This is a genomic window from Pseudoalteromonas sp. 2CM41L (assembly GCF_023161905.1).
Classification (GTDB): Bacteria; Pseudomonadota; Gammaproteobacteria; order Enterobacterales; family Alteromonadaceae; genus Pseudoalteromonas; species Pseudoalteromonas atlantica.
In genome coordinates, this window is record NZ_JALNTN010000007.1 from 119063 (window position 1) to 133323 (window position 14261).

A 14261-nucleotide genomic window follows, 5' to 3' on the forward strand; every position below is an offset into this window, starting at 1 on the left:
ATATCACGGTAGCGTAAGGATAAGAGAATGATGAATATAGAATCACTCGTAAGTAAAGCAAAACAAGTTTGTGACAACCGTGGTGCGCGTTTTACGCCTATCCGCGAAAAAGTATTTCGCCTATTAGCTAGCGCCCAAGGCGGCGTTGGGGCGTACGATTTACTTGAACAATTAAAAGTAACAGAAACAGGCGCAAAACCTGCAACAATTTACCGTGCGCTAGACTTTTTATCAGAGCTGGGCTTTATTCACAAAATAGAAAGCACCAATGCATTTATGCTTTGCCATCACTTTGATCATATTCATCCTGTGCAGCTATTAATTTGTGACAGTTGTGGCTTTGTAAAAGAGCTGCACTCTACGGTTATTTCTCACGAGCTAAACAACTTAGCAGCAGAAAGCGGCTTTGTTGTATCAGGGCAAACTATTGAAGCACACGGTAAGTGTGAGTCTTGTAGAAGCTAAACCCAAAGTTTGTTTTAAAGCTATACTCATATTTAGATAGCCACTTTAGCACCAATTTTAAGAGTACCTAACATGAATGTTGAGTTCATTAATCCATTTTTATCTTCTTTGATCAATGTGTTATCTACAATGGCACAAACCGAGTTAAAACCAGGTAAGCCGCGCATAAAAACAGACGAAGTCGCCTGTGGCGATGTATCTGGTTTAATTGGCATGGTGGGCGCGCAAACTCGTGGCTCATTTTCAATTACCTTTGATGAAAACTTAGCTCTGACCATCATGGAGCGCATGCTTGGTGAGCGCCCTGACAACATAGACGATGAAGTAACTGATATGGTTGGGGAAATTACTAATATGGTTACCGGTGGAGCTAAAAACTTACTCGGCGAAAAAGGCTATGACTTTGATATGGCTACGCCAATTGTAGTTGCAGGTAAAGGCCACACCATCACACATAAAAGTAAGGGCAAAAAAATAATTATGCCATTTAGCTGTGATGCAGGCGATGCAAATATAGAAGTTAGCTTTGATAAGTTATGAGCTGGCAACAAACTCAAATAACCTTAAAACCGCGTGCTCGAGGATTTCATTTAATTGATGATGAAATACTCGCGCAGCTGAGCGAGCTGGCCAATTATAAAGTTGGCCTATTACATTTGTTTATTCAGCACACATCGGCAAGTTTAACCATAAACGAAAACGCCGATCCAACAGTGCGCATGGATATGGAAAGCCACTTTAACCATTTTGTTCCCGAGCGCCAACCTTACTATCGTCACGATTACGAAGGTGATGATGATATGCCAGCCCATATAAAAACCAGTACGTTAGGGTGTGAATTAAGTATTCCTATAAGCAATGGGCGCTTAGCGCTAGGTACATGGCAAGGTATTTACTTAGGCGAGCATCGCGACGCTGGCGGTGCAAGACGTATTATAGCGACCTTGCAAGGCGAAACCTTTTAACCTTGTATTGACCTCCCCTCCCTTTCTTTTACCCTCGTCACTTCGCATTATTTAAAACCCTTTATATCGCGCGGCGGCATGGGGCCACTCGTGCGTATAATATTTATAAATAATTTTCGTAGGTATAAATCAGATCAAAATATTGTTTTAAAGAAGTGTTTATTTTAGTGGGATATTTAGAGAGATTGGAGCGGCACACGAGGCTCGAACTCGTGACCTCGACCTTGGCAAGGTCGCGCTCTACCAACTGAGCTAGTGCCGCTTTATAGATTGTCAGTAATTTGTCCGTTGGTGCGCGACAGGTCGCGTCCTACGTTCTGGCAACTGAGCTAGTGCCGCTTTATAGATTGTCAGTAATTTGTCCGTTGGTACGCGACAGGTCGCGTCCTACATTCTGGCAACTGAACTAGTGCCGCTTTATAAATTGTCAGTAATTTGTCCGTTGGTGCGCGACAGGTCGCGTCCTACGTTCTGGCAACTGAGCTAGTGCCGCTTTATAGATTGTCAGTAATTTGTCCGTTGGTACGCGACGGGTCGCGTGCTACGTTCTGGCAACTGAGCTAGTGCCGCTTTATATTTTATTCGATACTTCAATTTCTTTGGTTAGAAATTGGAGCGGCACACGAGGCTCGAACTCGTGACCTCGACCTTGGCAAGGTCGCGCTCTACCAACTGAGCTAGTGCCGCTTCATAGTTAGTCAGTAATTTGTCCGTTGGTGCGCGACGGGTCGCGTCCTACGTTCTGGCAACTGAGCTAGTGCCGCATTAAATTTCATTCAATACTCCAATTTCTTTGGTGAGAAATTGGAGCGGCACACGAGGCTCGAACTCGTGACCTCGACCTTGGCAAGGTCGCGCTCTACCAACTGAGCTAGTGCCGCTTTAAAGTTAGTCAGTAATTTGTCCGTTGGTGCGCGACAGGTCGCGTCCTACGTTCTGGCAACTGAGCTAGTGCCGCTTCATAGTTAGTCAGTAATTTGTCCGTTGGTTCGCGACAAGTCGCGTTAAACGTTCTGGCAACTAAGCTAGAGCCGCAGTTACTGATGGTATTTAAACCACTCAAACACACCAACCCCGCGAGGGTTATCGTCTTGAGCGGGGCAGGATTCTACAATAATCTAATGTGTTTGCAAGTGTTTTTTACAAATTAAAGAATTTTTCTCTATACACCTTTAATTCCATAATAGAATCTTTAATGTCATCGAGAGCTAAATGAGAGCCTTTTTTATTTACCTGCTCTAGTACTTCAGGCTTCCAACGTCGGGCAAGCTCTTTAATTGTGCTTACATCTAAATTTCGATAATGAAAAAAGTCTTCAAGCTCGCGCATATACTTATTCATAAAGCGTCTGTCTTGACCTATTGAGTTACCACACATCGGTGATTTACCCGCAGGAACCCACTGCTTTAAAAAATTAAGCGTTTGATCAACCGCGTAAGCCTCATCATATGTACTGGCTTTACAACGAGCAGTCAGACCTGATTTCCCATGCTGTGTAGTACACCATTCGTCCATGCCATCTAACAACTCATCACTTTGGTGAATAGCTATAGTAGGCCCTTCCGCGAGTATATTTAAATCGGCATCAGTTACTACTGTTGCAATTTCGAGTATTTTATCTGTGGCCGGCTCAAGTCCAGTCATTTCCAGATCAAGCCAAATTAAATTAGATTCATTAATAGTCATAGTAACCTTAAACAGTGCTTTTCTTTAGATCCAACGCATTTCGATATATCATATTAGCATCAACCGTCGAGCTAAAGCTTTTTTATACGCAAAGCCGACATTTAAACCAAGGTTATAGGCCAAAAGTGGCAAAACAGAAAAAATTAAGTAAAGGCCAATCTCGCAGGATCAAGGCTAATCATCAAAAGCGCTTAAATAATGCCGATACAAAATTGGCAAAAGGTGGCGCACAAGAGTGGCAAACAGATAATCTGGGCGCAACCGAAAACGCTGTCGTGATCAGCCGTTTTGGCCAACACGCCGATGTAGAAACACAAGAAGGTGACGTATTACGCTGTAATATTCGCCGTACCGTTACTAACTTAGTGTGTGGTGATGAAGTACTATTTCGCCGCGCAAAAGTAAGTGAAGGCGACTTAGCAGGCGTTATTGAAGCAACACAAGAGCGCCGCTCACAGCTTACGCGTCCCGACTTTTACGATGGCGTAAAAGTAATCGCTGCAAATATTGATCAAATTTTAATGGTCTCAGCGGTACTACCAGAGTTTACGCCCAGTATTATCGACCGTTACTTAATTGCCTGTGAAGACATGGGTATAGAACCTATTTTAGTACTTAATAAAATCGATTTAATCGACGACGAAGGCCTAAATGAAATTCAAAAAGTACTCGATATATATCGAGGCCTTGGTTATCAGGTACTGCTTGTAAGTAGTGTAACTGGCGAAGGCATAGATGATTTAAAAAGCGTACTGGTTGATAAAAATAATATTTTTGTTGGTCAAAGTGGCGTAGGTAAATCAACCTTAGTTAACACTGTGCTTCCTGATGCCGAAATATTAACTAAAGAAGTATCAGAAAACAGTGGCTTAGGGCAACATACCACCACTGTATCGCGCTTACATCACCTACCAAGTGGTGGTAACCTAATTGACTCACCGGGAATACGTGAGTTTGGTTTATGGCACTTAGATATTGAACGGGTAACCTGGTGCTTTAAAGAGTTTAGAGAGTTTATAGGTGGATGTCGTTTTAGAGACTGTAAGCATTTAAACGACCCTGGCTGTATAATTCAACAAGCGGTAGCCGATGGCGATATTTCGCAATTGCGATTCGACAGCTACCACCGTATTTTAGAAACAATGGCCGATGGCCGTGCTGGTGCACGCGCACCTCGCGTTTAATTTAGGAAACAATCTGTGAGTTTAGATAAATTTAAAATTGCAATGCAGTATGCAATGCCAAAGCACTTTATTTCACGCGTAGTAGGTAAATTAGCAGCAGCAAAAGCAGGTGCTTTAACTACAACGCTTATTAAACTATTTATTAAACAATATAAAGTAGACATGAACGAGGCTTTGTATGAAGACCCAGCGCACTACAAAACGTTTAATGAATTTTTTACTCGCCCATTAAAAGATGGTGTGCGTCCAATGGCGCAAGGCGAGAACGTAATTACTCACCCTGTTGATGGTGCTATTAGCCAACTGGGCGACATTGTTGATGGGCAGCTAATACAAGCAAAAGGTCATGACTACAGTCTACAAGCACTATTAGGTGGCTCTGAAGATGATACAACACCATTTTTAGGCGGAAAATTTGCTACCATTTATTTAGCGCCAAAAGACTACCACCGTATTCATATGCCTATAGACGGCACACTAAGTAAAATGATTTACGTACCGGGCGACTTATTTTCGGTAAACCCGCTTACAGCGCGAAATGTCCCTAATTTATTTGCTCGTAACGAACGTGTAGTGGCTATTTTTGAAACCGAAATTGGCCCACTTGCTATGGTACTAGTAGGCGCAACCATTGTAGCCAGCATAGAGACCGTTTGGGCAGGCACAGTAACACCACCAGCCGGTAGCGATGTGTTTAGCTGGAACTACCCAACTAAAGGCGAAAACGCCATTACCCTTAAAAAAGGTGAAGAAATGGGCCGCTTTAAACTAGGCTCAACAGTGGTATTAGCATGGGGTGCAGATAAAGCAGACATTTTAGACGACCAACTGCCTGAAACAGTAACACGTTTAAACACCGCATTTGCAACAATTAAAGAAAGTGAAGAGCTGTAAGCCCTCTGAATAAAGACGTTTTATCACATTGCTCTGTTCTCGTAGTTCACGGTTTTGAGTTCAGAGCAATGTTAATCTATAAGCTAAGTTTGATTTCGCTGCACCTGATGATAATTTAAAACGGTTTAAATACAATCATTACTAAATTACGCTTAGCTCTGTAGCAACTTCAATAATACAATCAGCTTACGCTTATCAAGTTTACCCATTTGCTCACTATTACTGAGCGCAAAAATAACCCCTTCGTGTTCGGCGCAATTTATATCATCTCGCGATTCAACCACATTTGCCCATAGTTCTAAATCATCTATCTCTATTTCGTGGTTTACACAACGTGTTAGCACGTCAATCAATACCGGCTTTGTGAGTGTATAACCGGGAGCACCTTCCTCTGCTGGGGTAGAAATAATCACGCTAATAGCATCATCTCTTTGCTCACCAAAGGTAATAAATTCGGCCAATGCTTTTTGTATATTCATAATATTTGTTATTCTTGCTGCTCTACTGCTGATAAGACTTAAAATGACGAGATTAAACTGCTCACAATGCCACACTGCGCTTAGTTGTAATGTAAACGATATAAACGCATGTTGGTGTAACCAATTACCTGCTATTTTACCGCTTGAAGAGTCAGCAACAAGCTGTTTATGCCCGCAATGTACGCTTAATAAAATAAACGCTTATTTAGCGCATATTTATACTCAGCCAATCAAAGCACAAATTGAGTTTGCTAAAAAATTTAGAGGTAATGACAATTTAATCGAAGGGCTAGACTACACCATGCAAAATGGCTACATGGTGTTTAGTAAATGGTTTTTTTTAAAGCGAGGTACATGCTGTAAAAATGGCTGTAAAAATTGTCCTTACAGCTAAATCACAACATGTTGATATACAATACGCGGTTAAATAAGTTCGTTGGGCACATTGTTGCTGTATTGTGCAAATTTATCCGCCCCTTTAAAACGTAACTCAATTGCTTTGATATGCTCTTCTTCGGCGTGTTTCCAAACGCCCGGCACACTATACACATGCTTTAAATAGCAAAAAAACTTATCACGTAGCTGCGGATTAAACTGCCATCCTTGAGCTACATCTGTTACTTGGGCAGCTAAGCCCTCACGAGTATCAGCATGCTTAACTAAGCCTTCTATATTATAACAAGCCTGCCCTACAGTAATTACGCGCTTATTTAGTAACAGTGCTTCTAAACCGACCGTAGAGTTGATAGTGATCACCGCTTCTGCGCATTCAATAAGTTCACAGGTTTTATTGCCGTTTGCAAAAAGTGCAATTGGGTCTTTATTGTATAAATGGGTGTAATGCTTGTGCCACGACGGGTGCTCTTTAAAAACGACCTTTAAACTTGGATCGTTCAACGCTTTCACTGCGCTAACAACTTCATCGTATAGCATTTCCATTGAGTCAATCCATGGCGAAAAGCTCGCTAATTGCGTATCGTGAGGCACTTGAAAAGGCACAAATATGTATCGTTCAGGTATATTTTCAGCTGCAAAATCACAGCGTTTTTTATGGTTTTCTCGTGGGACAAGCGCCGGTGCATCAAAGTTTAAGGCATTATTTGCATTAAAATTTAAATAAAAATCAGGATCTCGACTTAGCGACGCATTAAAGTTAATTCCTTGAGGGTCTAAACTGGTGGTACCCGGAAGCAAACCATTTTCATAATAAAATTGCTTAATACCCAGTGCCTTGGCAGCCATAGCAACGGTAGTATTAGGCAGTTTATTTCCATTCCATATCACCATTACATCAGGGTTAACTTCCGTTAATAAAGCTAAATATTTTGCGTAACGTAAACGCTCAAAAAAGCGCAGCCCCACTTTGTAAACCGCCGATACTAAAGCATTGTTCCAAAGGTTATTACGGGCGCGCTTACGTTTTAGTTGTGCATTAATAACATCGTTAAAATCAACTTTAAACGCTTTACTTAAATAGTGTATAGCTGAAAGCTTTGGCGCCCCCATAACATGCAGTTGGCAATCCATACTCAGCTTTTTGATTATTTTTTTATAGTACTTTGCATGTACATTTTTGCGGGATATAAATAGGTAAGACATACGAGCTGTGCGCGCCAATTATTGTTTATCGGGAAATAATACTAAGTGGACACTATTACAAAAGTAAGGTTCACTGCTACGAGTAAATAATTTACAGATGTTGCCTAAATTCTTATTATTTTACTACGCAGCGGTGCCATCCTAGATAGAATCTCATTTTGTATGCTATGGCTAATATTTTGCTCTTCCATCGCATTTACAAGTAAGTCCACCACATGGTTAAAATCTTTCTCAGTTATGTGCATCCCAGTATGAATATCTACCATAGAGTCACCTTTATACTTGCATGGGCCATCAACTAGCATACACATATGCATAATAAAGCCTTCTCTAAAGTGGCTTATGTCGCTGTGTTCAAAATAATGCAGTACTTGTTCATCATTACCTATTTGGTAAATAAAACTGTCTACAATACGCGTAAGCCCCGCACGGCCATCAAGCTGTTGATAAAGCGATAAATTTGCTGAGCTTGCACACCCGGCCAGGGCACCTAAACACAACCATAAAATGACAACGTTTTTCATTACCAATACCCTGTTACCGATAAGTACCACCCTGTTTGATCGCTCGCACCTGCAATGCTACCTAAATCTAAGTATGCAGCGGTGACACTCACGTGTTTGTTTGGCATCCAAGCAACAAATAAATCTTTCCAGTCTTGTTCACCCAAATTAAGGTTATTAGACTTTTGCCTATACTCTATACCTACGGCAACACTTCGGCTCAAAAACACAGCGGTGCTGCCTTCAAATAAAATTTTTGCATCATCATTTGCCCCACCATAACCAAGCAAACCGAGTTGATTAGCCTCACTGTAGCGAGTTGTGACGTTCCAAAACCAGTTAAGCCCCCCTACTGCGCCTAAGTGGAGTTTACTCGCTGCGAGGTAGTAATCAGTGCCACTAGTATCTTGTGCACCTACGAGGGTCGCAACAGCGCCATCATCAAGGGATTTATGCTGTATACCCACACTCAATTGCGGCCAGTCACTGTAAACTATATCGCCGTATAAACGAATTTTAGCGCCCGTGATAGATTGCTCTATTTCGGTATCAAGTGCAGGCACGTCAAAACGTTGTTGAGCGTAGCTAAGTTCCACACGATTAAATAGGTTAACTTGTGCTCCACATACATCTAAAGTGTAGTCTGTTACATCTGCACGGCTACAAAAGCCATTCACAGAGAACTCGTCTTCGCTGGCGTAACCTGCAAGCTGTGCCCAAGGCACAATACCGCCGCCCCCGCTGCCTTCTATTTGCGAAACCCCGGGGGTCGCTAATAATTTACCCTCGCTTGCTAAACCAGAAAAGCTCGAGCTAAGTAATAACCCAAGTAATAAACACTTAACTTTTTTCATAATATTCCTTTAGCCACTGTTCTAATAATTCTGCTTTTAAAGGCCTACTTAGGTAGTAACCCTGAGCATGGTCACAATGCATAAGTTTAAGTAAGTCTAACGAATCTCTGTTTTCAACGCCCTCTGCAACAACGCTAAAGCCTAGTTGATGCCCTAAGGTAATAGACGACTGCACTATGTATTGATCCTTGCGCGACTCATCTAACTTTAAAATAAAGCACTTATCTAACTTTAGCTCATCAATAGGCAGCATTTTTAATCTCCCCAGTGATGTTTGCCCTACGCCATAATCATCCAATGAAATTTTTACACCGATGGCTTTTAAGTTTTGTAATGCTTTTATGCCTTTTTCTTCATTTTCAATCATGTCGCGCTCAGTTAATTCAACAGTAATGAGGGTTGGATCAACATTGTATTTTTTTAGAGTACGCACTAACGCTGAATGAAAACTCGGTGAGGCAATATCTTGTGCTGATACATTAATTGCTGCCTGCATTTCAATCCCTTTAGCCTGCCAATCAGCCACCTGAGAAACCACAGTGTTAACAACCCATGATGTAAGCTCAACAATAAGCCCCGATTGCTCGGCTAAATCAATAAACAGTTCTGGGTTTACCCAGCTGCCATCTTTACGTTGCCAGCGGATCAGTGATTCGACTTTATTTATTTTTTGTGTGTGTAAATGCAGTTTAGGCTGATAGGTCATAAATAATTGCCCATCATCATCGCTAATGGCTTGTTTAAGCTCATCTAACATTTTAAGACGATCTAAATGCGCTTCGTCTTCACCATTTTGGTAATAATGAATACTGTCTTGGCTATCTGTTGCATTGTCTACGGCAATAAGTACGCGTCGCATTAAATCATCGCTGGCAAGACCTTGCATAGGATACTCGACAACCCCAGCGCTAAAGCGTAAGTTAATTTTTAACGTTTTAATGGTATAACACGCTAATAGCTGTGCCATTAAACCAACTATACCGCTTTTTTTCTCTCTGGCAGCGGCACTTGGAAACACAGTTAAAAACTCATCGCCACCAATACGCGCATGAAAGCCGCCAAGTTCGTCCGAAAAGCCACTAATTCGATTGGCAACCGCTTTTAAACATTCATCGCCTACGCGTGGGCCTAGCTTATCGTTTATATGCCGTAAACCTTTTATATCAATAGCAACCAGGGTGTATTGTGTAGAGGGAGTCAGCTCATCATCGAGTACTTCAAGCATAGCCGAGCGATTATAAAAGCCTGTAAGCGAATCATGGCGTGCCTGAAAACTAATTTTTTGTTCACGCTCGTTAATATCGTTACCCATGTTATCAAAGGCGTTAGCAAGGGTTGCTATTTCGGTACTTTGTTTAGATGCATTAAATTCAAATGCGTAATTACCTTGTGCAAATTGCCTGGCAATAACTGCAAGCTGTGAGAGTGGGGTTGTTAAGTTATTTGCCAGTAAACTACTGGTAATAACCCCCACCAGCATCGTTAAAATGGCCATAATAATTAGCGTAAACAATAAGTTTTCAAAATCGTTATAGCTTTGCGTTAAATCAGCACTGAGCAAAATTGTTACCGCATCCCCTTGTAGGGAGGGCAACATAATATCTTGGTTTTTATATACAGGATAATCACCAAACAAACGCGTTGTTGTGGTGGTGTTAAAGTAGTTTTTAGGTGAAAAAAACTCTGGGCGATTAAGCAACGAGCTTCTTACGAGGTTGTCCTGCTCAGCAATAAAGCTGACATCCATTCCTGTTAGGTTTTTAAGTTCTAGGGCGACTTCGTCATCAATTTTAAAACCCACTAAGCTGTATGCGACCGTTCTAGGCGCCCTTACAGGTAGTAAAATAACTTGATATAACTGATTATTAAGAACAACAAAGCTCGATTGCTCTGGCGAAGTTAATAACTCATCCAGTAACGGCTTTAAATTTTGAGGGTACAAATCTGCATTAGTATTGGCTGAAATTAATTTACCTGATAAATCAATCAGTAGCATAAGCTCTGCATCAATACGCTGGCTGTGATTAAACAACACACTACTTATGGTGCCTGCATCGCGAGTGGCAACCGCTTGCTTAAAGCCAAAGTCGGCAGTGAGTACTTTAGCAGCAGTAAGCAGTAGGCTTTCTTTTGCGCTCAGATATTGCTTATATACATTTTGCGCTACGCTAATATCTTGATTTACTTTTTCTTCTTGAAACTTACTTGTAGACCACCAAAAGCTAGCAATGCTCACCATAGTGGTCAGTAACACTAAGCCTACACATAAAACAATAATGCGGTTTTTTAAACTGTTAGTCATTACCGCCCTTAAACTTACTACCAAAAGTATTTCGCGGTGCTGGGGTGGAGGTATTAATTTTAATTAGTAACTCATTGTTATTGTTTATTGTTATCATTTTTTTATTTTCCAACGGTGCAGTTTGTAGCGCATGCCACACACTCAGCGTAGTCGGTAACGGCGTTATGTCTAAGGATAACTTACCCGTATTATTCGTTTTATAAACGTGTTCACTATTGGCTACATAAATATAGCCAACCATAGAGTCATGAATATTACAGCCTAGTACAACAACACCTTGTTGATCAAAAATTACAGGCTCTTTAGGTTGGCCTGAATAGAGTTTTAGCTGAAAGGGCTTAGCCTGAGAAAAAGAGTAAACATGATGGCGAATATTATCGCTGTTAGGAAAGTTAACCTGCTGGCCTTTTTGCACCACTAGTAAATCAGGTAAAAACGCTTTATGTACTTGGTCCATTACCGCAACGGGTAACGTAGTGCGCTCTGACTTTGTCGCCTTATAAAGCTCAACGATTGCGTCTTTTAGTGGCTGACCATGCTGGTCTTGAATTACTAAATCAATATTTTCACCCAGTACGCCTTGGCTAAAAAATAAAGTAGCGGCGAGTAAATAACCTCTTTTATTAAAAACTTGCTGCACTTGCCTAAACATATCAATACCTAAAAGTTAATCTTAGGTTAAGTTAATTAGAGACCAGCACTAATTGCAAGGAATATAGCCCAGTAACTAAAAATAAAGACTGGGCTTTGTTTTTTTACATACTTTAGTTGTACTATTTTACAATAAGGTCGTAATCAGTATCTAAAATATTAATTACTTCTTGGCGAGGATCTTCAGGAATTACAATCTCTTTGCCAATGATTTTACTGGCAATGCCTACATAAGTGTTAGACACCTCAAGCATGACCGACTCTGGTAAAATAAAGTCTTTAGCAAGCTGCTCACGCTCATCCATGCGGTCTTTATTTAACAGCACGTCACTTTCTGGCACAGTAGAAATTAATAACTGGCGGAACCCTTCTTTAGAGTTTTCGATTATTTTACCATCGCGGTAAGCCGCGCCATCCCATATGCGCGAAGAATCTGGGGTGCCTACTTCATCAATATAAATAAGCTGTTGGTTACCGTCTAAATCCTCTACATAACCAAACTCAAATTTTGTATCTACAAATATTTGATCAAGCTTTGCCAGTTCTTCACTAATTAGCTTAAAGCCCTCAACCAATAGCTTTTCGTATTTAGTCACATCCTCTGCCGATTTAAAATTAAATACGTCTAAATTATCAGTGATATTAGCGCGCGTAATATTCACATCATCAACAGGTGGAATATCAGCCACGCCTTCGATAATACCTTTTGTAGAAGGGGTTATTAGTACGTTTTCAAGCTTTTGGTTTGCCGTTAAGCCCTCAGGTAAATCTATGCCACAAAAGCTGCGAACCCCTTTACTGTAATCACGCCACATGCTGCCGGTTATATATTGACGCGCAATCGCTTCTACTTTTACGGTACTTGCTTTGCGCACAATCCATACATAAGGATGTGGAATATCAACAATGTGGTTACCCGCAAGGCCAGCTTTATCAAATAACTTAAACCAATGAGATGCAACAGAGTTAAGCGCAATACCTTTTCCCGGCACGCCGTTTAAGCCATTTTCGCCTTGCCAAATACAATCAAAAGCAGAAATACGGTCTGAAATAACCATAATTGCCAGCTCAGTTCCTTGCGGAACTTTATAGTTTTTTTCTTTAATGAGGCGTGCGCTGTCTTCATCTGTTAGCCAATAAACCGAACGAACTTTACCGCTGTGTACGCCACCTTTAGTGCGAATGGGTAAGTCATCGTTTACGTCTAAAACTTTATAGCTAGTCATGCTATCTCCGGGGTTAGGGATGCTCATAGAGCAAAGTATGGTATGGGGTTATAAGCGCTATATAATAAATCAGCCTACCCTAAAGCTCAATCAGCACTGAAAACTAAATAACCTGAACTCTGGTTAAGAGACTGACTAGGGCGTGTTGTATTATGGTGATATTTAAATTTATTTTCTCTAGCCAAAGATTTTCAATGAAAGTAAGGCGAATTTACGCGTCAATAGCTGGCCTATTGCAAGTAAACTCAACGCAGTTAGCGCTGAAATAGCTGCTAGAAATAGGTTTATTACCCAGAGCTCAGTTTAAATAACCACGCAATATTTATATGACTGTAATAATGCGGTAAACTTAGCGTGCTAACTAGAGGAGTAACGCTTGGACTACCTAACTGCGACCGCAAATAAAAAATACCTAATGTATATTTCGCAAAATTATTCATACGCTATTTTAAGGCCGCTTCAGGCGCAAATTTTAGCTCATGGTGGAGAAGTTCGGTGGTTTTTAGCGGGTAATGAAGTAAACCCCGACTTTTTAGATGATGATGAGCAGCAACTTCACTCTATAAAAGATGTACATACTTGGAAACCCGACGCAACTTTCGCCCCAGCTAACCTAATACCTACATTCATCCCTGGGATAAAAGTAGCTGTATTTCATGGTTTTGATGCTCATAAAAGAGATACAAATGGTGAAAAAGGGCATTTTGCAATCAGAGGATGCTTTGACCTGTATTGTACGCAAGGTCCAAATACCACCAGGCGGTTTGCAAAATCAGCCATAAAGCATGGCCACTTCAAAGTAGCTGAAACTGGCTGGCCAACTCTAGATCCCTTATTTACAGCACAAGCTGACAACCCATATGCAAGCAATGATGCACGCCCGACATTACTTATTTGTTCCACCTTTTCACACAGGCTCACACTTGCACCTAGGCTTTATGAGCAAATTAAGCACTTTAGTAAGCAAGGGAAATGGCGAATATTGGTGCAATTTCATCCTAAAATGCCACAGGAGTGGGTAGATAAATACAAAGCCTTAAGTAATGAAAACTTAACTTTTGTAGAAACCGACAATGTACTGCCTTTACTTAAAGCTGCAGATGTTATGCTGTGCGACACCTCTTCTGTCTTGCAAATGTTCTTATTACAAAACAAACCGGTAGTAACGTATAGAACGAGGCAGCCTTTCCCGCATTTATTAGATGTTACGCAAGCTTCAGAAGTAGAAAAAAATATTGATTACGCCCTTACATACCCACAGGAGCTAATGGCAGCAATTAGCAACTACTCTAAAGAGCTTCATCCTTATACCGATGGGCAATCTAGCCTGCGTGTACTTAATGCGACAAATGAATTTTTGCATAGCGATAATAATTTGAAACCTAAACCTCTAAACCTTATTAGGCAATTTAAAATGAGAAAAATGTTAAATTATTGGGGTTGGTAACACCAC

15 protein-coding genes and 3 tRNA genes are annotated in these 14261 nt (G+C 40.9%); 7 read left to right on the plus strand and 11 right to left on the minus strand.

Going from position 1 to position 14261, the window contains the following annotated elements:
* The first annotated feature begins 30 nt into the window (after positions 1–30).
* The 3 genes from MTF64_RS10810 to MTF64_RS10820 all read left to right on the plus strand — a co-directional run bounded on the left by MTF64_RS10810 (position 31) and on the right by MTF64_RS10820 (position 1430).
* A complete protein-coding gene (locus tag MTF64_RS10810) occupies positions 31–465 on the plus strand; it encodes a transcriptional repressor (RefSeq protein ID WP_029773280.1) in 435 nt (144 codons plus the stop codon).
* Positions 466–537: 72 nt separating this feature from the next.
* The gene (locus MTF64_RS10815; protein WP_029773279.1) at positions 538–1005 is read left to right on the plus strand and encodes a chemotaxis protein CheX; all 468 of its coding nucleotides are present in this window, start codon (positions 538–540) and stop codon (positions 1003–1005) included.
* Entirely contained in the window at positions 1002–1430 is a 429-nt protein-coding gene (locus MTF64_RS10820) for a secondary thiamine-phosphate synthase enzyme YjbQ (protein WP_054983902.1), read from the plus strand. Before MTF64_RS10815 ends, MTF64_RS10820 begins: the two co-directional genes overlap by 4 nt.
* A gap of 186 nt (positions 1431–1616) precedes the next feature.
* Here the strand turns inward: MTF64_RS10820 and MTF64_RS10825 are convergent.
* The 4 genes from MTF64_RS10825 to orn all read right to left on the minus strand — a co-directional run bounded on the left by MTF64_RS10825 (position 1617) and on the right by orn (position 3116).
* Positions 1617–1692, minus strand: a tRNA-Gly gene (locus MTF64_RS10825).
* Between the two features lie 349 nt (positions 1693–2041).
* Positions 2042–2117: transfer RNA gene (locus tag MTF64_RS10830), tRNA-Gly, on the minus strand.
* A 118-nt stretch (positions 2118–2235) separates the two neighbouring features.
* A tRNA-Gly gene (locus MTF64_RS10835) sits at positions 2236–2311 on the minus strand.
* A gap of 259 nt (positions 2312–2570) precedes the next feature.
* Positions 2571–3116, minus strand: a complete 546-nt coding sequence (gene orn / locus MTF64_RS10840; protein WP_121637980.1) for an oligoribonuclease — start codon at positions 3114–3116, stop codon at positions 2571–2573.
* A gap of 125 nt (positions 3117–3241) precedes the next feature.
* Here orn and rsgA point away from each other — a divergent pair, with 125 nt between their 5' ends.
* Together rsgA and asd are read left to right on the plus strand one after the other, a co-directional pair.
* Complete coding sequence (gene rsgA / locus MTF64_RS10845; RefSeq protein ID WP_248451335.1) at positions 3242–4300, plus strand: small ribosomal subunit biogenesis GTPase RsgA; 1059 nt, start codon at positions 3242–3244, stop codon at positions 4298–4300.
* A gap of 15 nt (positions 4301–4315) precedes the next feature.
* Entirely contained in the window at positions 4316–5194 is an 879-nt protein-coding gene (gene asd / locus MTF64_RS10850) for an archaetidylserine decarboxylase (RefSeq protein ID WP_004589055.1), read from the plus strand.
* A 152-nt stretch (positions 5195–5346) separates the two neighbouring features.
* On the opposite strand, the gene MTF64_RS10855 is transcribed toward asd, so the two are convergent.
* A complete protein-coding gene (locus MTF64_RS10855; protein WP_248451336.1) occupies positions 5347–5673 on the minus strand; it encodes a hypothetical protein in 327 nt (108 codons plus the stop codon).
* Between the two features lie 43 nt (positions 5674–5716).
* Between MTF64_RS10855 and MTF64_RS10860 the strand changes: the two genes are divergently transcribed.
* Positions 5717–6067: a cysteine-rich CWC family protein gene (locus tag MTF64_RS10860; protein ID WP_029773276.1), complete on the plus strand. Its 351-nt coding sequence runs from the start codon at positions 5717–5719 to the stop codon at positions 6065–6067.
* A 29-nt stretch (positions 6068–6096) separates the two neighbouring features.
* Here MTF64_RS10860 and MTF64_RS10865 read toward each other — a convergent pair whose 3' ends face one another.
* The 6 genes from MTF64_RS10865 to MTF64_RS10890 form a co-directional block, all read right to left on the minus strand.
* Positions 6097–7200 (minus strand): capsular biosynthesis protein, encoded by a 1104-nt coding sequence (locus tag MTF64_RS10865; RefSeq protein ID WP_248451337.1) that lies wholly within the window; start codon positions 7198–7200, stop codon positions 6097–6099.
* Positions 7201–7376: 176 nt separating this feature from the next.
* Positions 7377–7796 (minus strand): group 1 truncated hemoglobin, encoded by a 420-nt coding sequence (locus MTF64_RS10870; protein ID WP_024033336.1) that lies wholly within the window; start codon positions 7794–7796, stop codon positions 7377–7379.
* Complete coding sequence (locus MTF64_RS10875) at positions 7796–8629, minus strand: DUF3034 family protein (RefSeq protein ID WP_248451339.1); 834 nt, start codon at positions 8627–8629, stop codon at positions 7796–7798. Before MTF64_RS10875 ends, MTF64_RS10870 begins: the two co-directional genes overlap by 1 nt.
* Positions 8616–10931, minus strand: coding sequence for an EAL domain-containing protein (locus MTF64_RS10880; RefSeq protein ID WP_248451340.1), 2316 nt, complete (start codon positions 10929–10931; stop codon positions 8616–8618). The genes MTF64_RS10875 and MTF64_RS10880 overlap by 14 nt, the downstream gene beginning before the upstream one ends.
* Complete coding sequence (locus MTF64_RS10885; protein WP_248451342.1) at positions 10924–11583, minus strand: methylamine utilization protein; 660 nt, start codon at positions 11581–11583, stop codon at positions 10924–10926. The genes MTF64_RS10880 and MTF64_RS10885 overlap by 8 nt, the downstream gene beginning before the upstream one ends.
* Positions 11584–11704: 121 nt before the next feature.
* A complete protein-coding gene (locus MTF64_RS10890) occupies positions 11705–12808 on the minus strand; it encodes a phosphoribosylaminoimidazolesuccinocarboxamide synthase (protein WP_248451343.1) in 1104 nt (367 codons plus the stop codon).
* 376 nt (positions 12809–13184) lie between these two features.
* Here MTF64_RS10890 and MTF64_RS10895 point away from each other — a divergent pair, with 376 nt between their 5' ends.
* Positions 13185–14255: a CDP-glycerol glycerophosphotransferase family protein gene (locus MTF64_RS10895; protein ID WP_198401360.1), complete on the plus strand. Its 1071-nt coding sequence runs from the start codon at positions 13185–13187 to the stop codon at positions 14253–14255.
* The last annotated feature ends 6 nt before the right edge of the window (positions 14256–14261 follow it).

Excerpts from the sequence above, each read along its gene's own strand:
- MTF64_RS10890 (WP_248451343.1), bottom strand. The coding sequence starts at position 12,808 with ATGACTAGCTATAAAGTTTTAGACGTAAACGATGACTTACCCATTCGC.
- orn (WP_121637980.1), bottom strand. The coding sequence starts at position 3,116 with ATGACTATTAATGAATCTAATTTAATTTGGCTTGATCTGGAAATGACT.
- MTF64_RS10860 (WP_029773276.1), top strand. The coding sequence starts at position 5,717 with ATGACGAGATTAAACTGCTCACAATGCCACACTGCGCTTAGTTGTAAT.
- MTF64_RS10815 (WP_029773279.1), top strand. The coding sequence starts at position 538 with ATGAATGTTGAGTTCATTAATCCATTTTTATCTTCTTTGATCAATGTG.
- MTF64_RS10870 (WP_024033336.1), bottom strand. The coding sequence starts at position 7,796 with ATGAAAAACGTTGTCATTTTATGGTTGTGTTTAGGTGCCCTGGCCGGG.
- MTF64_RS10855 (WP_248451336.1), bottom strand. The coding sequence starts at position 5,673 with ATGAATATACAAAAAGCATTGGCCGAATTTATTACCTTTGGTGAGCAA.
- MTF64_RS10880 (WP_248451340.1), bottom strand. The coding sequence starts at position 10,931 with ATGACTAACAGTTTAAAAAACCGCATTATTGTTTTATGTGTAGGCTTA.
- MTF64_RS10865 (WP_248451337.1), bottom strand. The coding sequence starts at position 7,200 with ATGGATTGCCAACTGCATGTTATGGGGGCGCCAAAGCTTTCAGCTATA.
- MTF64_RS10810 (WP_029773280.1), top strand. The coding sequence starts at position 31 with ATGAATATAGAATCACTCGTAAGTAAAGCAAAACAAGTTTGTGACAAC.
- MTF64_RS10820 (WP_054983902.1), top strand. The coding sequence starts at position 1,002 with ATGAGCTGGCAACAAACTCAAATAACCTTAAAACCGCGTGCTCGAGGA.
- MTF64_RS10885 (WP_248451342.1), bottom strand. The coding sequence starts at position 11,583 with ATGTTTAGGCAAGTGCAGCAAGTTTTTAATAAAAGAGGTTATTTACTC.
- MTF64_RS10875 (WP_248451339.1), bottom strand. The coding sequence starts at position 8,629 with ATGAAAAAAGTTAAGTGTTTATTACTTGGGTTATTACTTAGCTCGAGC.